This window comes from Cystobacter fuscus DSM 2262 (assembly GCF_000335475.2).
Classification (GTDB): Bacteria; Myxococcota; Myxococcia; order Myxococcales; family Myxococcaceae; genus Cystobacter; species Cystobacter fuscus.
This window is the reverse complement of the sequence record NZ_ANAH02000033.1, coordinates 20595-41974: the sequence shown is the minus strand read 5'-3', so window position 1 is coordinate 41974 and position 21380 is coordinate 20595. Positions and strand designations below refer to the sequence as shown.

The following is a 21380-nucleotide window of genomic DNA, read 5'->3' as shown; positions in this document are numbered from 1 at the left end:
AGGAGCTGCGCTTCGCGGTTCGCGAGGGTGGACGCACGGTGGGCGCGGGCGTTGTGGCCGAGATCATCGCGTAGTAGAGAAGTTTCCACTTGCCCTGGCTTGAAGAAACAGCGAAAAGCCGGGGCAGTGTGAATTAGGTTGCATACACGCGGGGCGCGGTGGTACATGCCGCGCCCCTTCGAAGAGACGGCTCTGTGACATCCAGGGGACGTTGGGCGTAGCGCCTCCATCAGAGGCCGTACAAAGAGGTTTTTGCGAATGGCGACACAGAAGATCCGCATCCGGCTGAAGGCCTACGACTCCAAGCTCCTGGATCAGAGCGCTGGGGAGATCGTCGAGACGGCGCGGCGCACGGGCGCCAAGGTTGCCGGTCCGATCCCCCTGCCCACGCGCATCAACAAGTTCACGGTGCTGCGGTCGCCGCACGTGGACAAGAAGAGCCGCGAGCAGTTCGAGATCCGCACGCACAAGCGCCTGCTCGACATCCTCGAGCCCACCCAGCAGACGCTGGACGCGCTGATGAAGCTGGATCTGTCGGCCGGCGTTGACGTGGAGATCAAATCCTGAGGGACGGGGTAGGGCCCGACCGGTTCCACTCCATTCCCCAGAGGAAATAGCCATGGCGAAGTTCGACGTAGTCGATCTGGACTTGAAGAAGGTGTCGGAGCTCGAGCTCTCCGACGAGATTTTCGGCGCCGAGCCGAACGCGCACCTCTTCTATGAGGTGGCGAAGATGCAGCAGGTGAACCGTCGCCGCGGTACGGTGGCGGTGAAGAACACCTCGCTGGTGAGCGGTGGCGGCAAGAAGCCCTGGAAGCAGAAGGGTACCGGCCGCGCCCGCCAGGGCTCCATCCGCGCTTCCCACTGGGTGGGCGGCGGCAAGGCGATGGGTCCCAAGCCTCGGGATTACTTCTACCGTCCGCCCAAGAAGGTGCGGCGCGGTGCGCTCCGGGCGGCCCTGTCGCTGCGCGCCCAGGAGAAGACGCTCATCATCCTGGACGGCTTCAAGCTGGACGCGGCGAAGAGCAAGCAGGCGTTCGATGTGCTGACCAAGCGGCTGAAGCTGGCCGGCGCGCTGGTCATCGACGCCAAGGACAACATCAACCTGCACCGCAGCGTGCGCAACCTGGCGAAGTTCGACGTGCTCCCGCCCGAGGGGCTGAACCTCGAGTCCGTCCTGCGCCACAAGCACCTGGTGGTGACTTCCGCGGCCATCAAGGCCATCGAGGGGGCGCTCTCGTGAACGCTACCGACGTCATCAAGGGACCGCTCATCACGGAGAAGCTGGACCAGGCCCGTGAGAAGTTCCGGCAGTACTCGTTCATCGTCGACAAGAAGGCCACCAAGTACGATGTGGCCAACGCCGTCGAGAAGCTCTTCAAGGTGAGCGTCGAGGGCGTCCGGACCAACATCGTCCGCGGCAAGACCAAGCGCGTGGGCCGCTCGATTGGCAAGCGGCCGAACTTCAAGAAGGCGGTCGTCACCCTCAAGGAGGGGGACAAGATCGAACTCTTCGAGGGAGGCGCGGTCTAGCGCACGGCGCTGACCGACGTTGAGGACCAACCATGGGAATCAAGAAGTACAAGCCGACCTCCGCCGCCCGTCGTCTGATGACGGTGTCCGACTTCGCGGACATCACCAAGGACACGCCGGAGAAGAAGCTCACCGAGTCTCTGAAGAAGTCTGGCGGCCGCAACGTTCACGGCCACATCACCCGCCGTCACCAGGGTGGTGGTCACAAGCGCCGCTACCGCGTCATCGACTTCAAGCGTCGTGACAAGGACGGCGTGCCGGCCAAGGTCGCCGCGGTCGAGTACGACCCGAACCGCTCGGCCAACATCGCCCTCTTGCACTACGCGGACGGCGAGAAGCGCTACATCATCGCCCCGGTCGACCTGAAGGTCGGGGACACGGTGATGGCGGGCGAGAACGCGGACATCCGTCCGGGCAACAGCCTGCCGCTCATCAACATCCCGGTCGGTACGGTCATCCACAACGTGGAGCTCAAGCCGGGCCGTGGCGCGCAGATCATCCGCTCGGCCGGCTCCTCTGGCCAGCTGATGGCGAAGGAAGGCCGCTACGCCCAGGTGCGTCTGCCCTCCGGCGCCGTGCGCATGGTGCAGATCGAGTGCCGCGCCACCGTGGGCCAGGTGGGCAACCTGGAGCACGAGATCATCCGCATCGGCAAGGCGGGTCGTAGCCGCTGGCTGGGCATCCGTCCCACCGTCCGCGGTCTGGCGATGAACCCCGTTGACCACCCGCACGGTGGTGGTGAGGGTAAGTCGGGCCAGGGTAACCCGCATCCGGTGTCGCCGTGGGGCCAGAAGACCAAGGGCCTGAGCACGCGCAAGAACAAGCGTACTGACAAGTTCATCGTGAGCGTCCGCCGTCCGGGCGCGCGCAGCCAGTAGTCGAGGGTTTACACAATGGCGCGTTCGATTAAGAAGGGTCCGTTCGTCGATGGTTACCTCGTCAAGAAGGTCGAGGACATGATCAAGACGAACAAGAAGAGTGTCGTGAAGACGTGGTCCCGCCGTTCGACCATCCTTCCGGAGTTCGTGGGTCATACCTTCGCGGTGCACAACGGCCGCAAGTTCATCCCCGTCTTCGTGACCGAGAACATGGTGGGCCACAAGCTCGGCGAGTTCGCCCCGACGCGTACGTTCGGCGGTCACTCGGCGGAGAAGAAGGTCGCCAAGGGCAAGTAGTCGGCCCCGCTGACAGGCGGCGTCCGCCAGAGGAGATGATGACATGGAGTCGAAGGCACATCTGAGGTTCCTGAGCATGTCGCCCCGGAAGGTTTCCACCGTGGCGGCTCTCGTTCGCGGTAAGCCGGTGGGGCAGGCGCTCAACATCCTGCGCTTCACCAGCCGCGCCGCTGCGGTTCCCGTGGCCAAGCTCATCAAGAGCGCCGTGGCCAACGCGACCGACCTGTCCAAGGGCCAGGTCGACGTGGACAAGCTCGTCGTGAAGACGATTTCGGTGGACCAGGGTCCGACCCAGCGCCGCTACATGCCGCGCGCCATGGGTCGCGCCTCGCGCATCAACAAGAAGACCAGCCACATTCACGTGGTGCTGGCGGAGGCGGCCAAGTAGTTGGCCGCCCGCCGGGCGAACCACGCAACCGATTGAAGGAGACGCACGTTGGGCCAGAAAGTCCATCCCATTGGGTTCCGCCTCGGGGTCATCAAGACCTGGGACTCCAAGTGGTTCGAGCACAAGAACTACGCGCAGTGGCTGCATGAAGACATCCGCATCCGCGAGTTCGTGAAGAAGTCGCTCAACCATGCGGGTGTCTCCAAGGTGGAGATCGAGCGCGCGGCGAACAAGGTGAAGGTCAACGTGCACACCGCGCGCCCGGGCATCGTCATCGGCAAGCGCGGCGCGGGCATCGAGACGGTGAAGAAGGACCTCCAGCAGTTCACGAAGAACGAGGTCTTCCTCAACATCGTCGAGGTCCGCAAGGCCGAGACCGACGCGCAGCTGGTGGCCGAGAACATCGCCACCCAGCTCGAGCGCCGTATCGCCTTCCGCCGCGCCATGAAGAAGGCGCTGCAGACGGCGATGAAGTTCGGCGCCAAGGGCATCCGCGTGGCGTGCTCCGGCCGCCTCGGTGGCGCGGAGATGGCGCGCTACGAGTGGTACCGCGAGGGTCGGGTGCCCCTGCACACCCTGCGCGCGGACATCGACTACGGTTTCGCCGAGGCGAAGACCACCTACGGCAAGATCGGCTGCAAGGTGTGGATCTGCCGCGGCGAGGTCCTTCCCACCAAGGGTGGACCGAGCGCCGCTCCGGCCGCCAACCGCTAACCCCCCTCCCGTGAGCCGCTCCGTGAGGAGCGGCCCACTCGGGATTGAAGGACACCGACGATGCTTCAGCCTGCTCGTACGAAGTTCCGCAAGATGCACAAGGGCCGCATGCCGGGTTTGGCGTATCGCGGCAGCGATCTCACCTACGGTGAGTACGGCCTCATGTCGCTTCAGCCGGGGTGGCTCACCTCCCGGCAGATCGAGGCGGCCCGTATCGCGATGACGCGCCACATCAAGCGTGGCGGCAAGATCTGGATCCGCGTGTTCCCGGACAAGCCGATCACCAAGAAGCCCGCCGAGACCCGTATGGGTACCGGTAAGGGTGGTGTGGAGTACTACGTGGCGGTGGTCAAGCCTGGTCGCATCCTCTATGAGATGGAGGGTATGACGCCCGAGGTGGCCACCAGCGCCCTGAAGTTGGCCCAGGCGAAGCTGCCGGTGCTGACGAAGATCGTCACCCGTAGCGAGCTGGCGCTCTAGTTCCGCCGCGGGCGGCCCCTTGGTGGTAAGAGGGCCGCCCACTGGCTCTGAGGAGATTGAAGATGGCGACTGCGAAAGAACTCAAGGAGCTCTCGGCGGACGACCTGAAGCAGCGCGCGGCCGAACTGCGCGACACGCTGTTCCAGGATCAGCTCAAGCGGGCCACTGGCTCGCTGGACAACCCGTCCGAGCGCACCCAGCACAAGCGCGATCTGGCGCGCATCCTGACTGTCCTGGGAGAGAAGACCCGGACGGAGAAGAAGGCTTAGGAGCTTTTCTCATGGCTGAAGCGACTCAAACCACTCCCGCCACGACCCCCTCCCGCGGCCGTCCCAAGACGCGCGTGGGCATCGTGACCTCCAACAAGATGCAGAAGACGGTGGTGGTCACCGTCTCGCGCCGCGCCGCTCACCCCAAGTACGGGAAGATCCTGAGCATGCGTGAGAAGTACAAGGCGCATGTCGAGGACCACGACTACCCGGCGAAGATCACCATCAACGAGGGTGATCGCGTGCGCATCGCCGAGACCCGCCCTGGCTCGAAGGACAAGCGTTGGCGCGTGGTCGAGGTGTTGGAGAAGACCAAGAACGTCTGAGCCGTCCGAGCCCGCGCCCGCGCGCGGGGACCGTGGCTCGAGCCGCGCGGTGCCCCTCCGGATTGGATGGGGCCTGCAGCAAGCTGAGAGAGGAAATTCCAGATGATTCAGATGACGAGCGTGCTCGACGTGGCCGACAACTCGGGCGCCAAGAAGGTGTTCTGCATCAAGGTGTTGGGTGGTTCCAAGCGCAAGTACGCGTCCATCGGCGATGTGATCGTCGTGTCGATCCGCGAGGCGCTGCCGAACTCGAAGGTGAAGAAGGGTGACGTGGCCAAGGCGGTCATCGTGCGCACCGCGCGCGAGGTGGGCCGTCCGGATGGCAGCTACATCAAGTTCGATGGCAACTCCGCCGTCCTCATCAACAAGGACATGGAGCCCATCGGGACGCGCATCTTCGGGCCGGTGGCCCGCGAGCTCCGCGCCCGTAAGTTCATGAAGATCATCTCGCTCGCTCCCGAGGTCCTCTAGTAGGGCGTCAGGCGGTCCGCGAGGAGGGAGAGGAACCATGGAGAAGCTCAAGGTTGGAGACACCGTGCAGGTCATCGCCGGCGCCGAGCGCTCGGAGAAGACCGAGGCGACCAAGCGCGGGAAGATCCTGAAGATCGACCGGGAGGCCCAGCGCGTGACCGTGGAGGGTCTGCGCCTGGTCAAGCGGCACCTGAAGAAGACCCCCCAGCAGCCCGAGGGTGGCATCGTCGAGAAGCCGGGCACGATCCACATCTCGGACGTGCAGCTGGTCTGCGCCAAGTGCGGCAAGCCGACCCGCGTCGGCATCCGCCTGGATGGGGACAAGAAGAAGCGGTTCTGCAAGCGCAAGGATTGCAACGGCCTGATTGACTAGGGTCGTGGGTTCAGGCATGTATGCGCGCCCTTTGCCCCGCCCGGGTGAGGGGAGAGCAGACGAGCGGGCGTAACCGGGGCTCCGAAGGACCCGTAGGGCTCCGGTGTTCGTAGTTTTTCATGGTGGTACTGATCGGCGCGCTGGGTCCACGGCCGCGCTCCGAAGCAGGGGACAAGACAATGGCTGAAGAGAAGAAGGACGCGGCGAAGAAGGAAAAGAAGGGCCGCAAGAAGGACGAAGTCAAGAAGGCCGGTTTCGCGGCGAATATCGAGGAGGGTCTCGAGGCCAAGCCGGCGCGGCTCAAGCTGCGCTTCCGCAAGGAAGGCGTGCCCGCGCTGATGAAGGAGCTGGCGCTCAAGAACCCGATGGAGGTTCCCCGCCTCGAGAAGATCGTCGTCAACATGGGCCTCGGCGAGGCGCTCGCCAACGCCAAGATCCTCGAGTCGGCGGTGGACCAGCTCGGCGCCATCACCGGCCAGAAGCCCGTGGTGACCCGCGCGCGCAAGTCGATCGCGAACTTCAAGCTGCGTCAGGGCCAGGCCATCGGTGCCGCCGTCACGCTGCGCGGCGACCGCATGTACGAGTTCCTCGACCGCCTCATCACCGTGGCGCTGCCGCGCGTGCGTGACTTCAAGGGCGTGTCGCCCAAGGCGTTCGACGGGAAGGGCAACTACACGCTCGGCGTCCGCGAGCAGATCATCTTCCCGGAAATCAACTACGACCAGATCGAGAAGGTGAAGGGGCTGAACATCAGCTTCGTCACCACCGCGGCTAACGATGAGCAGGGGCTGGCGCTGATGCGTCACTTCGGCATGCCGTTCCGCACGTAACGAGGATCCGCACCCATGGCCAAGCTCTCGAAGATCGCCCAGGCGAAGCGCAAGCCGAAGTTCGCTGTCCGCGCGTACAACCGCTGCCCGCTGTGTGGACGCCCCCGCGCGTTCCTGCGCAAGTTCAACATGTGCCGCATCTGCTTCCGCCACCGCGCGCTGCGTGGCGAAGTCACTGGCGTCACCAAGTCGTCCTGGTAGTTGGACGCGGGTGTCCGGGCGCCGATGAGGCACCGGGGCACCCTGGCCCGCCCTGAAGAGGGTGGGCCGCCCGTCGTACGAGCAGGGCAACCGTGGCGAACCCCTGGGATGGGCCCAGCAGGCGCGGCGGTTGCGAACGCGGAGTCGGCCAGGCCGCTCCGCATGGAAGGTAGCCATTCATGTCGGTCGTCAACGATCCCATCGGCGACATGCTGACCCGCCTGCGCAACGGTTCCCGCGCGCGGCACGACAAGGTCGTCATGCCCCACTCGAACCTCAAGGTCGAGATCATCAAGGTCCTCAAGGCCGAGGGCTTCATCGGGGATTACACCGTTCACGAGCGCAAGCCGCAGAACGAGATCTCCGTGCAGCTGAAGTACGGCCCGGACCGCGCCCCCGCCATCACCGGCATCCGCCGCATCTCCAAGCCTGGTCTGCGCCGTTACGTGAACGTGCGTGAGATTCCCCAGGTTCTCGGGGGATTGGGCATCTCCATCCTGTCCACCTCCAGGGGCGTGCTGGTGGATACCGAGGCTCGCAAGCAGAAGGTCGGCGGCGAGCTGCTCTGCACCGTCTACTAGCCAGCAGCGGTGAGGAGGCCGTGGCTTGCGCCGCGACCCGCCACCGCACGAGGAAATCATGAGTCGGATTGGAAAGCTTCCGGTCAAGCTGGCGGACAAGACGAAGGCCACGGTCGTGGGCCGCCAGGTCAATTTCGAAGGCCCCAAGGGCAAGATGGTCGTGCAGCTTCCCGCCACGGGCGTGAAGGTGACGATCGCCAACAACGAGGTGGTGGTGGAGCGCGAGAACGACTCGCGCGAGGCGCGCAGCCTGCACGGCCTGACGCGCACGCTCCTGGCCAACGCGGCCAAGGGCGTCTCCACGGGCTTCGAGCGGCGCCTGGACATCCGCGGCGTTGGTTTCCGCGCCGAGGTCAAGGGCAAGGCGATCAACTTCCAGCTGGGCTACTCGCACCCGGTGGTGTTCAACCTTCCCGAGGGCGTGACGGCCGAGGTCGACAAGACCGCGCGCACCGAGGATGGTCTGCCCACGCTGGGCCTGACGCTGCGCTCGGCGGACAAGGAAGTCCTCGGCGCCGCCGCGGTGAACATCCGGTCGCTGCGCCCGCCCGAGCCGTACAAGGGCAAGGGCATCAAGTACGCGACCGAGAAGATCCGCCGCAAGGAAGGCAAGACCGGTACCGCCTAGTCGGAGTGAACACCCAACCGCGGGGCGCCAGGTGGTGCCTCGCAATCATCCGGCGGTGGAAATCCCCATCGCCGCCGGACGGAGAAGGAATCATCCATGTCGAACAAGCTCGATCCGCGCATCAAGAGGAAGAACCGCATCCGCAAGAAGCTCTCCGGTACCACGGAGCGCCCGCGGCTCACGGTCTACAAGAGCCTCAAGCACATCTACGCCCAGGTGGTGGACGACACCACGGGCCGTACGCTGGCGTACGCCTCGTCGCTGTCCAAGGATTTCAAGGGCAAGGATGAGGGCGACAAGAAGGCCGACGCCAAGCGCGTGGGCACGCTGATCGCCGAGAAGTGCAAGGCGGCCAATGTCGAGGCGGTGGTGTTCGACCGCAACGGCTTCCCGTACCATGGTCGGATCGCCGCCGTGGCCGATGCCGCGCGCGAGGCCGGGCTCAAGTTCTAGACACCTTTCGAAGAAGGAAGTTCCCAAGTGGCAACTCCGATCAATCCGAACGATCTCGACCTCACCGACCGCGTGGTGAACATCAACCGCGTCGCCAAGGTGGTGAAGGGCGGCCGGCGGTTCTCGTTCGCCGCCCTGGTGGTGGTGGGCGATGGCGCCGGTCACGTTGGCGTGGGGCTGGGCAAGGCCAACGAGGTTCCCGAGGCCATCCGCAAGGGTGGCGAGAACGCGAAGAAGAACCTGTTCCGCGTTCCGCTGCAGGGTCACACCATTCCTCACGAGGTGCTCGGGCACTTCGGCGCGGGCTGGGTGCTCCTGAAGCCGGCCGGTGAGGGTACGGGCGTCATCGCCGGTGGCGCGGTGCGCGCGGTCCTCGAGGCGGCGGGCATCCGCAACATCCTCACCAAGAGCCAGGGTTCGCGCAATCCGCACAACGTGCTGAAGGCGACCGTGGCCGGCCTGAAGACGCTGCGCTCCCCGGAGCAGGTGTCGCGCCTGCGTGGCAAGGACGTGGGTCCCACGAAGTCCGAAGAGGCGAGGGGCTAATCATGGCGATCAAGGTCAAGTTGACGAAGAGCGCCGCGGGTTCGTCCGTGGATCAGCTCGCGACCATCGCGAGCCTCGGGCTGAAGAAGTTCGGCTCCGAGCGGCTCCTGCAGGACACGCCGGCCATTCGCGGCATGGTGAACAAGGTCCGTCACCTGGTGACGGCCGAGACGGTGCAGGGTGATGCTCCCAAGGCCACCCGCCGCAAGCCTCGGAAGATCCGGGCCCGGGACGCCGCGCGCGCCCGCCAGGCCTCGAAGGCCTAGGGAAGAGGACTCAGACAATGTCGACGACGCTCAACAATCTGAAGCGCCCCGAGGGCTCCTGGCACCGCAAGAAGCGCGTGGGCCGTGGCCAGGGTAGCGGTCTGGGCAAGACGGCCGGCCGCGGTGGCAAGGGCCAGAAGGCCCGTAGCGGCAACATGCGGTTCGAGGGTTTCGAAGGCGGTCAGAGCCCGCTGCAGCGCCGGCTGCCGAAGTTCGGCTTCAACTCGCCCAACCGGACCATCTACGCGGTGGTGAACCTGTCGGACCTCGAGGGCTTCGACGCGGGCGCCACGGTGGACGTGGACGCGCTCAAGAAGCAGGGCCTGGTCAAGGGCCGCTACGACGGCGTGAAGGTGCTCGGCAACGGCTCGCTCACCAAGAAGCTGACCCTCCGGGTCCACAAGCTCTCGGCGGCGGCTCGCGAGGCCATCGAGAAGGCGGGCGGTACGGCGGAGGAGCTTCCGCTGGTGGCGCACAAGCCCGAGTCCGCCGCCAAGGCCCACTCCGGCAAGGGCGTCAAGCAGGCCCGGAAGTGAGGGCGGGGCGAGTAACACTCTCAGTGGTGCTCGCCTTCCCATCCGTGTAGGATTCCGCGCCCCTTTCCGAATTCGGATTGGGGCGCTGCTGTTCTCGCAGAAACCTTTTTAGGGGATGGATCCCACGTGGCTCTGAACGCCTTCGCCAACGTCTTCCGCATCGCGGAGTTGCGTAGTCGGCTCATCTATACGCTGATGCTGCTCGCGGTGTACCGCATCGGCATCTTCATCAACACGCCCGGGGTGGATCGGGCGGCGATGAACGCGTTCATGGACGCCCAGCGCCAGTCGGGTGGCCTGTTCTCGCTCTTCAACCTGTTCTCTGGTGGCGCCCTGAACCAGATGTCCATCTTCGGATTGGGCATCATGCCGTACGTGTCCGCCTCCATCATCATCCAGCTGCTCGCCGTGGTGGTGCCGAGCCTGGAGCGGCTGCAGAAGGAAGGCGCGGGCGGCCGGCAGAAGATCAACCAGTACACCCGCTACGGCACCATCGTGCTGTCCACCATCCAGGGCATCGGCATCTCGCGCTGGCTGGCGTCGCTGGGCCGCTCCGATGCGGGGCAGAGTGGGTTCAACCAGGTGGTGGTGCCCAACGACAACCTCTGGTTCACCTTCATGACCGTCATCAGCCTGACGGCGGGCACCGCGTTCATCATGTGGCTGGGCGAGCGCATCACCGAGCGCGGGATCGGCAACGGCATCTCGCTCATCATCTTCGCAGGCATCGTCGCGGGCCTGTTGCCCAGCGGCAAGACGCTGCTGGACCTGGTGCAGCAGGAAGTGGTCAGCATGGCCGCCGTGCTCGCGCTCCTGGTCTTCATGGTGGGCGTGGTGGCAGTGGTGGTCTACGTGGAGCGCGGGATGCGGCGCATCCCCGTGCAGTACGCGAAGCGGATGGCCGGGCGGCGCATGTTCGCCGGTCAGGCCACCTACTTCCCCATGAAGGTCAACACCGCGGGCGTCATTCCGCCCATCTTCGCGGGCGCGATCCTGTCCTTCCCGGCGACGCTGGGCACGTGGTTCCCGTTCCTGCAGGGGCTCCAGCGCAGCATCGAGAGCAGCCCCTGGGTGTACAACGGCCTGTTCGTGCTCTTCATCGTCTTCTTCGCGTTCTTCTACACGGCGCTGACCTTCCGGCCGGACGACGTGGCGGACAACATCAAGAAGCAGGGCGGCTACATCCCGGGAATCCGTCCGGGCCGTCAGACCGCGGACTTCATCGAGGGCGTCCTCAATCGCATCACCTTCGGTGGAGCGATCTACCTGGCCGCCATCTGCGTGATTCCGTCCATCATCACCAACCTGCTCAACGTGCGTTTCACCTTCGGCGGCACGGCGCTGCTGATCGTCGTGGGCGTGGCGCTCGACACGGTGCAGCAGATTGAAGGCCATCTCATCAGCCGCAACTACGAGGGTTTCGCGGGTCCTCGGGGTCCGAGGATCCGTGGCCGGGTTCGCGTCGCGGCCTAGTCCAGCTGCCGCTTCGCGGGCGCTCCTCCCCCTCGCCCCGGGGAGGGGCGCTTCGCCGTTCATGGGGTGCAACGAGCAGCGGGAAAAGGGTGACTGTGTGGCCCGCCCGCGCTCCTTCCTGACGAGCTGAGAGAGAACACATGAACCTCATCCTGTTGGGTCCGCCTAACGCCGGGAAGGGGACCCAGGCGAAGAAGCTGTATGTGGATTACTCGATTCCGCAGATCTCGACGGGGGACATCCTCCGCAAGGCGGTGCGCGAGGGGACCGAGCTGGGCAAGCTGGCCGGGCCGCTGATGGCCGCGGGCTCCTACGTGCCCGACGAGCTCGTCATCGGAATCGTCGAGGAGCGGCTCAAGGAGGCCGACTGTGCCCAGGGCTTCATCCTGGACGGCTTTCCCCGCACCATCCCCCAGGCCGAGGCCCTCGAGCGCATGCTCGCCAAGCTGGGCAAGAATCTGCACGCCGTGGTGTCGCTCGAGGTTCCGCACGAGAAGCTCATCGAGCGCGGCTCGGGACGCCGCTCCTGCCCCAGCTGCGGCGCCGTCTACCACGTCTACCAGAGCCCTCCGAAGCGGGCCGGCTTCTGCGACAAGGACGGCACCGGCCTCATCCAGCGTGAGGACGACAAGGCCGAGGTCATCGAGAAGCGGCTGCAGAAGTACGACAAGGAGACCTCGCCGCTGAAGCAGTTCTACGCCCAGCGCGGTCTGCTCAAGAGCATCGACGGGGTGGGGCCTCCCGAAGGCATCTACGAGGAACTCAAGAAGGTCGTGGGCAAGGCCTAGGGGCCGGGGCTTGCTCGGCCGGGCGCCGGGTGGGGAAGGTGACCCCCGAGGCTCGGGCCCTGGTGGACGCCACCTGGGATGCCCTGGACGAGGGCACCCGGGCTGGCGGAGGTATGGCGCTCCGTCCGGGAATGATCCTCGCGGGCGAGCCCATGGTGAACCAGGCCACGTCCGAGGGGGCGGTGCTCGATGAGTGACTGGACAGCGCTCACCGTCGATAACAAGCTTTCCGCGTACTTCGAGCACGCGGTGCTCATCACCGAAGGAGGGCCGGAGTTCCTCACCCGGCGTCGGTCGGGGTAGGAGAGCGGAATACGACGCAGTACCCAGGGGTTTACCGGTTTCGTGGTTTTCCAGCGCGAGGATGCTTGCCACTTCAGGACCAAAGTGTTATCCCGCCGCGCTTCCAGAGTTCAGGTGGTCCGCGAGAGGGCTTCTGATTGCCGAAGGATGATTCCATCGAAGTTGAGGGGACGGTCATGGAGCCCCTCCCGAACGCGATGTTCCGCGTGGTGCTGGACAATGGCCACAAGGTGCTCGCGCACATCTCGGGCAAGATGCGGATGCACTTCATCCGCATCCTCCCGGGCGACAAGGTGAAGGTGGAGCTGTCCCCGTACGACTTGTCCCGGGGCCGCATCACCTACCGAGCGAAGTAGCGGAGGCCTGGTTCCGCGGAATGGCGGCCAGGCCTTCAGGGCTTTTCTTTTCTAAAAGCGAAGGAAGGGAAGTACCGCCATGAAGGTTCGGGCGTCCGTCAAGAAGATTTGCGACAAGTGCAAGGTTGTTCGCCGTAAGGGCATCGTGCGCATCATTTGCGCCTCCAACCCCCGGCACAAGCAGCGCCAGGGCTAGCCCTCAACAGGGCTGAGCTCCAGACCAACTCACCCAGAAGGAACGACGAAGATGGCTCGTATCGCCGGCATCGACCTCCCGCCCAACAAGCGCGCGGTGATCTCGTTGCAGTACATCTACGGGATCGGCAACAAGACCGCCCACGACATCATCGAGGGCGCGGGGATCGACCTCGCTACCCGGACCAAGGACCTCACCGAGGAGCAGACGCGCAAGATCCGCGAGCTCATCGAGGCGAACTACAAGGTCGAAGGTGACCTGCGCCGCGAGGTCACGATGAACATCAAGCGCCTGATGGACCTGGGCTGCTACCGGGGTCTGCGTCACCGCAAGGGGCTGCCGGTGCGCGGCCAGCGGACGCACACCAACGCGCGTACCCGCAAGGGCCCCAAGCGCGGCATCGTGCGCGCCAAGCCGGCGGCGGCTCCGCGCTAGTCCTCCCACCTGCGCCGGCCCCGTGAGGAGCTGGCGTCGATCACCTACTTCCAGGAGCAACGAGTTCCATGGCTGAAGAGACCAACGCGCCGGCGGCGGCTGCGGCCCCCGCGGCGGGCGGCGAGACCGCCGCAGCGCGCAAGAAGAGCAAGAAGGGCAAGAAGAACATCCTCAACGGCGTGGTTCACATCCAGTCCACGTTCAACAACACCATCATCACGATCACGGACGTGTCCGGGAACGTGATCTCCTGGTCCTCCGCGGGCGCCCGTGGCTTCCGCGGCAGCCGCAAGTCGACGCCGTTCGCCGCCCAGGTGGCCGCCGGTGACGCCGCGGCCAAGGCGATGGAGCACGGTCTGAAGAACGTGACGGTGCTGGTGAAGGGTCCGGGCGCGGGCCGTGAGTCCGCCCTGCGCGCGCTGGCCGCCGCTGGCCTGAAGATCGCCCTCATCCGCGATGTGACGCCCATCCCGCACAACGGCTGCCGTCAGCCCAAGCGCCGCCGCGTCTAGTTCCATTCCGGGCCGCTTCCTCCTCGGGAGGGAGCGGCCCCAGACCATCTTTCCACACGGAGAAGCATCGTGGCCCGTTATACCGCCTCCTCCTGCCGCATCTGCCGGCGGGAGAACCTGAAGATGTACCTGAAGGGTGACCGCTGCTACACGGACAAGTGTGCCATCGAGCGGCGTCCCTATCCCCCCGGTCAGCACGGCCAGGGCCGCGTGAAGTTCTCCGGCTACGGCGTGCAGTTGCGCGAGAAGCAGAAGGTCAAGCGCATGTACGGCCTGCTGGAGAGCCAGTTCCGGGGCTACTACCACCGCGCCTCGGCCGCCAAGGGCAAGACGGGTGAGAACCTCCTGCAGCAGCTGGAGCTCCGCCTGGACAACGTGGTGTTCCGCATGGGGTTCGCGGACACGCGCAACGAGGCGCGCCAGCTCGTGCGCCACGGCCACTTCACCATCAACGGCAAGCGGGTGAACATCCCCTCCTTCGCCGTCAAGCCGGGCACCACCATCGAGGTGGCGGAGAAGAGCCGGAAGATCCTCCGCATCGCCGAGGCCCTGGAGACCGTGGACCGCCGTGGCGTGCCGCAGTGGATCGACCTGGACAAGAAGAACTTCAAGGCCACGGTGAAGACCCCGCCCAACCGCGAGGACCTCACCATGCCCATCCAGGAGCAGCTCATCGTCGAGTTGTACTCGAAGTAATCGGACGGGCAGGCCCGTCCCCGGGCTCGCCTCCGATGCTTTCGCACACGCCCTGGCCTCACCGCCGGGGCGTCGTGCTTCTGTCGCAGACACCCCACGTGCCCATCCTCCCGCCACCGGGGCGGGGAAGTTGGTGGTGGTCCACGTCACGAGGAGAAGAAGGACATGGCTGATACTTTCATCGCGAAGAACTGGCGGGACCTCATCAAGCCGCGTCGGCTCGAGGTCGATCAGGATTCGCTCACCCCCACCTACGGCAAGTTCGTCGCCGAGCCGCTGGAGCGGGGTTTTGGCACCACGCTGGGCAACTCCCTGCGCCGCGTGCTGCTGTCGAGCCTCCAGGGCGCGGCCGTCACCACGGTGAAGATCGAGAACGTGGACCACGAGTTCACCACCATCCCCGAGGTGGCCGAGGACGTCACGGACGTCGTGTTGAATCTGAAGGAGGTCCTCCTCCGGATGCACACGAACGAGCAGAAGACGCTGCGCATCGAGGCGGAGGGTCCCAAGGAGGTCAAGGCCGGTGACATCATCGCCGACCAGGACGTGGAGATCCTCAACCCGGGTCACCACATCTGCACCATCTCCGAGGGCGGCAAGGTCCGCATGGAGCTCACGTGCCGCCGCGGCCGTGGCTACGTGCCCGCCTCCGTGAACAAGGTGGCTGGCTCGCCCATCGGCACCATCCCCATCGACTCGCTCTTCTCGCCCATCCGCAAGGTGAACTACCAGGTCACCAACGCGCGCGTCGGTCAGGTCACCGACTACGACAAGCTCACCCTCGAGGTGTGGACGGACGGCTCCGTCACGCCCCAGGACGCCGTCGCCTACGCGGCGAAGATCATCAAGGAGCAGCTCACGGTGTTCGTCAACTTCGACGAGACCGAGGAGCCCGTGGCCATCGAGGCCCCCAAGGAGGAGGCCAAGCTCAACGAGAACCTCTTCCGCTCCGTGGACGAGCTGGAGCTCTCGGTGCGCTCGGCCAACTGCCTGCAGCAGGCCAACATCAAGACCATCGGCGACCTGGTGCAGCGCACCGAGGCCGAGATGCTCAAGACCAAGAACTTCGGCCGCAAGTCCTTGAAGGAAATCAAGGAGATCCTCGCGGAGATGGGCTTGTCGCTCGGCATGAAGCTGGAGAACTGGCCGCCGAAGACCCCGCCCGCCGCGCCTCCTCCGAGCCCCGCCGCGGCCACCGCGCCCAAGGCCTAGTCGTCGTGCGAGTACCTGCCCACCCGGGGCGGCATGGTTTCATGCCCCGGGACGAGCAGGGGGCCCTCACCGGCCCAACCCCGCAGCGGTGGAGCCCGTGCCGGCCTCCATCCTTTCCACCCGGTACCTCGTACGGCCGGAGTGGTGGGCCCCTTGAAGGCCCGGAGTAGAGTCCCATGCGTCACAAGGTTGGACAACGGAAGCTCCACCGCACCACGAGCCACCGGCTCGCGATGCTGCACAACATGGTCACCTCGCTGCTCGAGCACGAGGCCATCCGCACCACGCTGCCCAAGGCCAAGGAGGCCCGGGCCCTCGCCGAGCGCATCATCACCCTCGGCAAGCGCGGCGGTCTGTCCAATGTGCGCCTCGCGGAGCGCACCGTCCGCAATCGCGTCATCCTGAAGAAGGTCTTCGGGGAGTACAAGGAGCGCTACGCCAGCCGTCCGGGTGGTTACACCCGCATCGTCCGGCTCGGGTTCCGTCGCGGCGACGGCGCCGAGATGGCCCTGCTGGAGTTGGTGGATCGTCCCGCCAAGAGCACCCCGGTCGACGCGCCGGAGACCGAGGCCCAGGGCGAGGCCTCCGAGAACAAGGCGGAGTAGTCGGCCGTCCTGACAGTGTGTGGTTCACGGGAGCGTCCTTCCTCCGGGAAGGGCGCTCTCGTGCTTTGCGGGGCACCGAAGCCGCGGAGGGAAGGCTTAAGGCGCTTCTTCCGTGAGGTTGTGGCCGTTCTCGAGCAGTTGGGCCCGGCCCTCGGACGTGCGCATCTCGACGTCGCGGATCTTGATGTCCGAGGGAGCCGCTCGTCCGTCCGTGCCCAGCAGTTGCTTGGGGGTGACGGTGAGCTCCTTGGTCGGGTCCACGCGCGCGACGGAAGCCCGCCACTCCTTGCCCCGGTTGTCCTTGACGACGACGATGACGTCGCGCCACGTCTCGTCGCTCTTGTTCATGATCGTCACCGAGGCGCGACTGGTGATGGGGATGAGCTTCGCGCCGAAGTCACCCGTCTCCTTCACGCCCCGGGCGCAGGTGAGTCCCACGGTGGCGAGCGACAGCAGCACCCAGCCGCCCACGATGAAGGCCTTGTACTTGAAGAAGCGGTCCTGCTGACGGAAGTCGCTGACCATCTCCTTCAGGACGGCCACGGCGTTGAGCGCCACGTTGGCGGACTCGGACTTCAGCCGCTCGCTCATCGCCGCTTCTTGCCCCTTGGGCAGGGGCGCCGTGCGCGCGGCGGACATCACCCGGGGATTCGTCGTCGACGACACGCGGGGAGTCGTCGTCGAGGACACACGAGGCGTGCCCGTGGATGACACGCGAGGCGTCGTCGTCGACGACGTCCCCCGTCGGGGCGGCTGCGATTGATCGGCACCATCACTCATCGGTTCCCTCAGTGTAGAGGGCCCGGGCCGCCGCTGGCTACTGGCCCCTCACGGCCGCTTGAGTTGCTGCAAGGCCCGCGAGGCGACCGCGTTCTCCGGCTGGGCCTCGAGCACCTTGCCGAGCCACTGCTCCGCCTTCGCCGCCGCTTCCCGGCGCTCTTCCAGACGCGTGGACTGGCGTGCCTGCTCGGTGAACAGGATGCCCAGGCGCAGGGTGAACTCGAGGTTCTCCGGATCCTTGTCCACCACGTGCTTCAGCTCGCGCTCCGCCCCCGCCCAGTCGCCCTCGAGCTGGAGCACCAGCGCCAACTTGCCCCGCGGCGGCGCCTCGTCCGGCTCCAGGTGCGTCAGCACCCGGAAGGCCTCGCCCGCGGCCTTCAGGTCCTTGCGCTCCAGCCGGATGTCGCCGAGCCGGAACCACGCCATGTCCAACAGCGGGTTGAGCTCCACCGCCTTCTCCAGATGCGGCAGCGCCGCTTCCGGCCGCTGCCTCGCCAGGTACAGCTCCCCCAGGTAGAAGTGGTTCTTGCCGTCCGCCGGCGCCAGCTCGATGGCCCGCTTGAACTCCTCGACCGCCCGGCCCGCGTCATCCAGGCGCTGCCACGCCAGCCCCATCAGCGCGTGCACCACCGCCAGGTCCGGGTAGTCCCGGAGGATCTCCTCGAAGGCGATGATGGCCGGGTGGGGCGCGTCCAACTCCTGGAGGTAGCGCATGCCTTCCTCCAGCTTGGACTCGGCCGCCTTGGGAAAGCGCGTGAACGGGTCCGCCAGCTGGTTCATCAGCGCTCGCGCCGTCGCCACCTCGGCGGGGCTCGGCTCCTTCCTCACCAGCACGGACAGGGCCGCCACCGCCCCCGGCTCGTCCCCGGTGCGATGCAGCGCCTTGGCCAGTGGCAGGCGGATGCCCGCGCGCTCCGGAGCCAGCTCGGCCGCCCGGCGCAACGGGCCCACCGCCGCCGCGTACTGCTCGGACTCCAGCAGCGCGAGCCCCAGGCGGTAATGGAACTCGGGCTCGTCCGGCTTCAGCTCCAGGGCCCGCTGGAAGGCGGCCACCGCGGGCGAGCCCGCGTCCGACACCCGCGAGAAATACGCGAGCCCCAGCATGTAGTGGTTCACCGCCCGCTCCGCCTGGCCGTTGCGGCGGAGCAACTCGGCGATCCACGCCTCCGCCTGGCCCGCCTTCACGTGGGCCTCGGTGAGCGTGCGCGCCAGCTCCAGATCCTCCGGCGCCCGGGCCGCCTCGGCCTCCAGCAAGGGGAGGGCGCGCTCGGGCTGGTTCTTCGTGAGGTACTCGCGGGCCTGGGCACGCGCGTCGAGTGGCCGCCTGGCGGCGCCATGCTGGCAGCCCGTGGTCAGCCCCAGGCCGAGCAGGCAGATCCAGGCACTCAGCCGGTGGCGCACGCCCGTGCGCCAGGAGGGGAAACAAGGGGGGACGGGCAACACGGGCTCCTCGGGGTGGCGCTGCGGACTAGGAGGCACTGCGACGCGACAGGGGCTCGCCCTCGACACCCGCGTCGGCCACGGCGGCCTTGGTGTCGCCCCCCTTGCCACCCAGCTCGAGGCTCTGCGCGATGATGACGTCGCGCACGGCCCGGGCCAGTCCCTCGCGGTCGTGGTCGGCGAAGCGCGTGGTGTCGATGGGCTTGCCAATCTTCACGTACACGGGGCCCGGCTGGATGTTCCAGGAGTTCTTCGGCATCACCGTGCCCGAGCCCTCGATGGTGATGGGCACCACGGGCACCCGGGCCCGGAGCGCCAGGGCGAACGGTCCCTTCTTGAAGGGCAGCACGCGGCCATCATCCGAGCGCGTGCCCTCCGGGTAGAGGAACACGCTCGTGCCCGCGCGGATCTTCCGCGCCGCCTCATCCAGCGAGGCGATGGCCTTGTCGCGCCGGCCCCGGTTGATGAAGACATGGCCTGCCAGCCACAGGTACCAGCCGATGAGCGGCACGTACTTGAGCTGGTGCTTGGCCACGAAGCGGAAGTTCACCGGCACCGCCACGAAGTGGATGGGGATGTCCAGGGTGGACTGGTGGTTGGAGACGTAGATGGTGGGGCGCTTGGGGTCCACGTTCTCCTGGCCGGTCACCACCACCCGGGCCCCGCCCGTCGCGATGAGCACCGGCGACCACAGCCGGCGCGCCACCCACACCGTGGCGCCAGGATTGAGGGTGACCAGGGCCACCACCACCGTCAGGGGAAAGAACAGGGCGGTGGCCACCACCGTGACCACTATGCACAACAGGTTGCGGAGCATCCTGGCGACCTCGGCTTCGTCCAAGGGGAGAGTCCATCACCCGGTCTCCCACCCGGCGAGGCGGAACACCCGGGGCCCCCACGTCTCTTCCACACCGCTGGGAGGGCGGTCTCGACGAGGGTGGGGGCGGGGGAGGGCATGACGGGAGGGTATCTACCATCACCTTGCCGCTGGTGTGTGCTCGCGGGTGGGGATAGAAGCGGAACGCCTTGGCTCGAAAGAAGTTCATCGCGATCGCGGGAAACATCGGCGCGGGGAAGACGGAGCTCACGTCCTTCCTCTGCCGGAAGTACGACCTCACTCCCTTCTTCGAACCCAACGAGCAGAACCCCTACCTGGCCGACTTCTACGCGGACATGAGGACCTGGGCCTTCCGCTCCCAGCTCTTCTTCCTCACCACCAAGTTCCGCCTCCAGCGCCAGCTCGAGCGCTCGCCCGGCACCGTCCTGCAGGACCGGACGCTCTACGAGGACGCGGAAATCTTCGCCAAGAACCTCCACCGCCAGCGCTTCATCGACAAGCGCGACTGGGCCCTGTACTCGGACCTCTACGAGACGTTCTCCCAGACGCTCGCCCCGCCGGACCTGATGATCTACCTGCGCTGCCCCGTGCGCACCCTGCGCCAGCGCATCCGTCTGCGTGGACGGGAGATGGAACAGGACATCCCCCCCTCGTACCTCAAGCGGCTGAACGGCCTGTACGAGGAATGGTTCAGTGGCTACAAGTTGTCCCCCGTCCTGGTTCTCCCCACGGACAAGCTGGACTATGTGACGGACTTGGTGGACCGCGTGGACCTCTTGCGACAGATCGAGAAGTACTTGTGAAGGAGGTCTACCTCGTCGCCATCGAGAGCGCCGTACCGGTGACTCCCGAGCTCCTACTCACCTCCTTCGAGTCCGAGGAGATGGCGTTCGTGCTCGCTGCCGACGGGCAGGGCTTCACGCTCGAGGCCGAGGAGACCCGGGTGGAGGTCGTCTTCGAGTCGCGGCCCACCCCCCGGGAGTGGACGAACGATTTGTTTTCCGGCAGCGAGCCCGCCCTGGAGGCACTCGGCCGGGCCCGGGCCTTCTACCGTCTGGCCTTCGAGACGGGCTCCGCCCAGCCCACCGTGCCCGTCTTCGTGGCCCTCATGTGCGCCCGCGTCCTGCTCACCCACACCACCGGTGTGCTGGTGGACATCACCTCGTCCAAGGTCCACGAGGCCGATGACGTGGCGGAGATCACCGAGCTGGACTTCGACATCCGCGACCACGTCAACCTCCACGCCGTGGAGGTCATCGAGGGGGAGACGCCCCTGTGGGTGCACTCGCACGGCATGGCGAAGTTCGGCGCGAGGGATCTGGAGATCTTCCACCTGGGCGAGCAGGACCTCTTGCCCGCCGAGGCCTTCCTCCACGAGCTGTGCACGGATCTGGCCTTCGGGCAGGGGCCGCCGCTGCGCACTCAGATGGGCACGAGCGAGGGCCAGCCCTTCATGCTGGTGCCCTCGGACGAGGCGCGCACCAACCTGCTCGGCGTGCCGCTGGACGCCTTCGAGGGCCACGAGGGCCTCTACCTCACCGTGGTGTCACCCCAGGGCCGGCACAACACGGCGGAGCTGTTGCGCCCCTTCCGCGAGCGCTTCCTCCAGGAGCCCACCGAGCGCACCGAGTCCATGCACGAGGAGTCCCAGTCGCTCCTGCCCGCCTTCAAGGCGCGCTTCCTGCGCCGCGGTCTCATGGAGCCGCTCACCTTCCTGGTGCGCGCCCCCTTCGAGACGCACCCGGAGGCCGGCGATGCGACGGAGCAGCTCTGGCTGGAGGTGCTCTCCTGGGACGACGCCACCATCGTCGGCCGCCTGGTGGATGGCGCCGTGCACACCACCGAGTGGCGCAAGGGCGCCCACGTGGAAGTGCCCGAGGCCGACGTGAACGCGCTCGCCCTCAGCCGCGAGAGCCGCACCCTGGAGGACGAAGAGGTGCGCGCCCTGCTCCAGGCCGAGCGCCCCAGCTAGGGTA

36 protein-coding genes are annotated in these 21380 nt (G+C 66.5%); 33 read left to right on the top strand and 3 right to left on the bottom strand.

The genetic code is table 11. The annotated features are described in order from the left end of the window. The 31 genes from D187_RS55780 to rplQ all read left to right on the top strand — a co-directional run. Nucleotides 1-74 (top strand): EF-Tu C-terminal domain-related protein (locus D187_RS55780; protein ID WP_155893842.1); only part of this gene is annotated, 74 nt, incomplete at its 5' end. Nucleotides 75-258: 184 nt separating this feature from the next. After that, complete coding sequence (gene rpsJ, locus D187_RS36415) at nt 259-567, top strand: 30S ribosomal protein S10 (RefSeq protein ID WP_002625389.1); 309 nt, start codon at nt 259-261, stop codon at nt 565-567. Nucleotides 568-619: 52 nt separating this feature from the next. After that, on the top strand, nt 620-1243 hold the full coding sequence (rplD, locus tag D187_RS36410) for a 50S ribosomal protein L4 (RefSeq protein ID WP_002625388.1): 624 nt from the start codon (nt 620-622) through the stop codon (nt 1241-1243). Beyond that, complete coding sequence (locus D187_RS36405; RefSeq protein ID WP_002625387.1) at nt 1240-1533, top strand: 50S ribosomal protein L23; 294 nt, start codon at nt 1240-1242, stop codon at nt 1531-1533. Before rplD ends, D187_RS36405 begins: the two co-directional genes overlap by 4 nt. A gap of 32 nt (nt 1534-1565) precedes the next feature. Continuing rightward, entirely contained in the window at nt 1566-2411 is an 846-nt protein-coding gene (gene rplB / locus D187_RS36400; RefSeq protein ID WP_002625386.1) for a 50S ribosomal protein L2, read from the top strand. A gap of 15 nt (nt 2412-2426) precedes the next feature. Further along, the gene (gene rpsS / locus D187_RS36395; RefSeq protein ID WP_002625385.1) at nt 2427-2708 is read left to right on the top strand and encodes a 30S ribosomal protein S19; all 282 of its coding nucleotides are present in this window, start codon (nt 2427-2429) and stop codon (nt 2706-2708) included. Nucleotides 2709-2751: 43 nt separating this feature from the next. Beyond that, a complete protein-coding gene (gene rplV, locus D187_RS36390) occupies nt 2752-3096 on the top strand; it encodes a 50S ribosomal protein L22 (protein WP_002625384.1) in 345 nt (114 codons plus the stop codon). A 48-nt stretch (nt 3097-3144) separates the two neighbouring features. Then, nucleotides 3145-3810: a 30S ribosomal protein S3 gene (rpsC, locus tag D187_RS36385; RefSeq protein ID WP_002625383.1), complete on the top strand. Its 666-nt coding sequence runs from the start codon at nt 3145-3147 to the stop codon at nt 3808-3810. 60 nt (nt 3811-3870) lie between these two features. Beyond that, nucleotides 3871-4290 carry a 50S ribosomal protein L16 gene (gene rplP, locus D187_RS36380; protein WP_002625382.1) on the top strand — a complete coding sequence of 140 codons (420 nt, stop codon included), beginning with the start codon at nt 3871-3873 and terminating at the stop codon, nt 4288-4290. Between the two features lie 62 nt (nt 4291-4352). Then, on the top strand, nt 4353-4559 hold the full coding sequence (gene rpmC, locus D187_RS36375) for a 50S ribosomal protein L29 (RefSeq protein ID WP_002625381.1): 207 nt from the start codon (nt 4353-4355) through the stop codon (nt 4557-4559). 11 nt (nt 4560-4570) lie between these two features. Beyond that, nucleotides 4571-4885, top strand: coding sequence for a 30S ribosomal protein S17 (rpsQ, locus tag D187_RS36370; RefSeq protein ID WP_002625380.1), 315 nt, complete (start codon nt 4571-4573; stop codon nt 4883-4885). Nucleotides 4886-4987: 102 nt separating this feature from the next. Continuing rightward, entirely contained in the window at nt 4988-5356 is a 369-nt protein-coding gene (gene rplN, locus D187_RS36365) for a 50S ribosomal protein L14 (RefSeq protein ID WP_002625379.1), read from the top strand. A 37-nt stretch (nt 5357-5393) separates the two neighbouring features. Continuing rightward, nucleotides 5394-5729 (top strand): 50S ribosomal protein L24, encoded by a 336-nt coding sequence (gene rplX, locus D187_RS36360; protein WP_002625378.1) that lies wholly within the window; start codon nt 5394-5396, stop codon nt 5727-5729. Nucleotides 5730-5908: 179 nt separating this feature from the next. After that, the gene (gene rplE, locus D187_RS36355; RefSeq protein ID WP_002625377.1) at nt 5909-6559 is read left to right on the top strand and encodes a 50S ribosomal protein L5; all 651 of its coding nucleotides are present in this window, start codon (nt 5909-5911) and stop codon (nt 6557-6559) included. Nucleotides 6560-6574: 15 nt separating this feature from the next. Next, entirely contained in the window at nt 6575-6760 is a 186-nt protein-coding gene (locus D187_RS36350; protein ID WP_002625376.1) for a type Z 30S ribosomal protein S14, read from the top strand. A 179-nt stretch (nt 6761-6939) separates the two neighbouring features. Then, nucleotides 6940-7341, top strand: coding sequence for a 30S ribosomal protein S8 (gene rpsH / locus D187_RS36345; protein ID WP_002625375.1), 402 nt, complete (start codon nt 6940-6942; stop codon nt 7339-7341). A gap of 58 nt (nt 7342-7399) precedes the next feature. After that, nucleotides 7400-7969 carry a 50S ribosomal protein L6 gene (rplF, locus tag D187_RS36340; RefSeq protein ID WP_043433260.1) on the top strand — a complete coding sequence of 190 codons (570 nt, stop codon included), beginning with the start codon at nt 7400-7402 and terminating at the stop codon, nt 7967-7969. A gap of 96 nt (nt 7970-8065) precedes the next feature. After that, nucleotides 8066-8422: a 50S ribosomal protein L18 gene (gene rplR, locus D187_RS36335; protein WP_002625373.1), complete on the top strand. Its 357-nt coding sequence runs from the start codon at nt 8066-8068 to the stop codon at nt 8420-8422. Between the two features lie 27 nt (nt 8423-8449). Further along, a complete protein-coding gene (gene rpsE, locus D187_RS36330) occupies nt 8450-8968 on the top strand; it encodes a 30S ribosomal protein S5 (RefSeq protein ID WP_002625372.1) in 519 nt (172 codons plus the stop codon). 2 nt (nt 8969-8970) lie between these two features. Continuing rightward, complete coding sequence (gene rpmD / locus D187_RS36325) at nt 8971-9234, top strand: 50S ribosomal protein L30 (protein ID WP_002625371.1); 264 nt, start codon at nt 8971-8973, stop codon at nt 9232-9234. Between the two features lie 17 nt (nt 9235-9251). Further along, nucleotides 9252-9770 (top strand): 50S ribosomal protein L15, encoded by a 519-nt coding sequence (rplO, locus tag D187_RS36320; protein WP_002625370.1) that lies wholly within the window; start codon nt 9252-9254, stop codon nt 9768-9770. 126 nt (nt 9771-9896) lie between these two features. Further along, on the top strand, nt 9897-11243 hold the full coding sequence (secY, locus tag D187_RS36315) for a preprotein translocase subunit SecY (protein WP_002625369.1): 1347 nt from the start codon (nt 9897-9899) through the stop codon (nt 11241-11243). 140 nt (nt 11244-11383) lie between these two features. Further along, complete coding sequence (locus D187_RS36310) at nt 11384-12031, top strand: adenylate kinase (RefSeq protein WP_002625368.1); 648 nt, start codon at nt 11384-11386, stop codon at nt 12029-12031. A 38-nt stretch (nt 12032-12069) separates the two neighbouring features. Then, the gene (locus D187_RS55775) at nt 12070-12228 is read left to right on the top strand and encodes a hypothetical protein (RefSeq protein ID WP_155893840.1); all 159 of its coding nucleotides are present in this window, start codon (nt 12070-12072) and stop codon (nt 12226-12228) included. 243 nt (nt 12229-12471) lie between these two features. Next, nucleotides 12472-12690, top strand: coding sequence for a translation initiation factor IF-1 (gene infA / locus D187_RS36305; RefSeq protein WP_043409051.1), 219 nt, complete (start codon nt 12472-12474; stop codon nt 12688-12690). A 79-nt stretch (nt 12691-12769) separates the two neighbouring features. Next, the gene (gene rpmJ / locus D187_RS53035) at nt 12770-12886 is read left to right on the top strand and encodes a 50S ribosomal protein L36 (RefSeq protein WP_043321360.1); all 117 of its coding nucleotides are present in this window, start codon (nt 12770-12772) and stop codon (nt 12884-12886) included. 51 nt (nt 12887-12937) lie between these two features. Continuing rightward, nucleotides 12938-13321, top strand: a complete 384-nt coding sequence (rpsM, locus tag D187_RS36300; RefSeq protein WP_002625364.1) for a 30S ribosomal protein S13 — start codon at nt 12938-12940, stop codon at nt 13319-13321. Between the two features lie 68 nt (nt 13322-13389). Then, entirely contained in the window at nt 13390-13833 is a 444-nt protein-coding gene (gene rpsK, locus D187_RS36295; protein WP_002625363.1) for a 30S ribosomal protein S11, read from the top strand. 69 nt (nt 13834-13902) lie between these two features. Next, nucleotides 13903-14529 carry a 30S ribosomal protein S4 gene (gene rpsD / locus D187_RS36290; protein WP_002625362.1) on the top strand — a complete coding sequence of 209 codons (627 nt, stop codon included), beginning with the start codon at nt 13903-13905 and terminating at the stop codon, nt 14527-14529. Between the two features lie 165 nt (nt 14530-14694). Further along, nucleotides 14695-15741, top strand: a complete 1047-nt coding sequence (locus D187_RS36285) for a DNA-directed RNA polymerase subunit alpha (protein WP_002625361.1) — start codon at nt 14695-14697, stop codon at nt 15739-15741. A 176-nt stretch (nt 15742-15917) separates the two neighbouring features. Continuing rightward, the gene (gene rplQ / locus D187_RS36280; protein ID WP_002625360.1) at nt 15918-16346 is read left to right on the top strand and encodes a 50S ribosomal protein L17; all 429 of its coding nucleotides are present in this window, start codon (nt 15918-15920) and stop codon (nt 16344-16346) included. A 96-nt stretch (nt 16347-16442) separates the two neighbouring features. On the opposite strand, the gene D187_RS36275 is transcribed toward rplQ, so the two are convergent. From D187_RS36275 to D187_RS36265, 3 genes are read right to left on the bottom strand one after another with little or no spacing between them, the layout of a single operon-like run. Continuing rightward, on the bottom strand, nt 16443-17126 hold the full coding sequence (locus tag D187_RS36275; RefSeq protein WP_043433254.1) for a hypothetical protein: 684 nt from the start codon (nt 17124-17126) through the stop codon (nt 16443-16445). Nucleotides 17127-17174: 48 nt separating this feature from the next. Further along, complete coding sequence (locus tag D187_RS36270) at nt 17175-18566, bottom strand: tetratricopeptide repeat protein (RefSeq protein WP_002625357.1); 1392 nt, start codon at nt 18564-18566, stop codon at nt 17175-17177. A gap of 28 nt (nt 18567-18594) precedes the next feature. Further along, complete coding sequence (locus D187_RS36265; RefSeq protein WP_043433289.1) at nt 18595-19383, bottom strand: lysophospholipid acyltransferase family protein; 789 nt, start codon at nt 19381-19383, stop codon at nt 18595-18597. 209 nt (nt 19384-19592) lie between these two features. Here D187_RS36265 and D187_RS36260 point away from each other — a divergent pair, with 209 nt between their 5' ends. Beyond that, complete coding sequence (locus tag D187_RS36260) at nt 19593-20207, top strand: deoxynucleoside kinase (RefSeq protein WP_002625355.1); 615 nt, start codon at nt 19593-19595, stop codon at nt 20205-20207. Then, nucleotides 20204-21376 (top strand): DUF2314 domain-containing protein, encoded by a 1173-nt coding sequence (locus D187_RS36255; protein ID WP_002625354.1) that lies wholly within the window; start codon nt 20204-20206, stop codon nt 21374-21376. Before D187_RS36260 ends, D187_RS36255 begins: the two co-directional genes overlap by 4 nt. Nucleotides 21377-21380 lie beyond the last annotated feature (4 nt).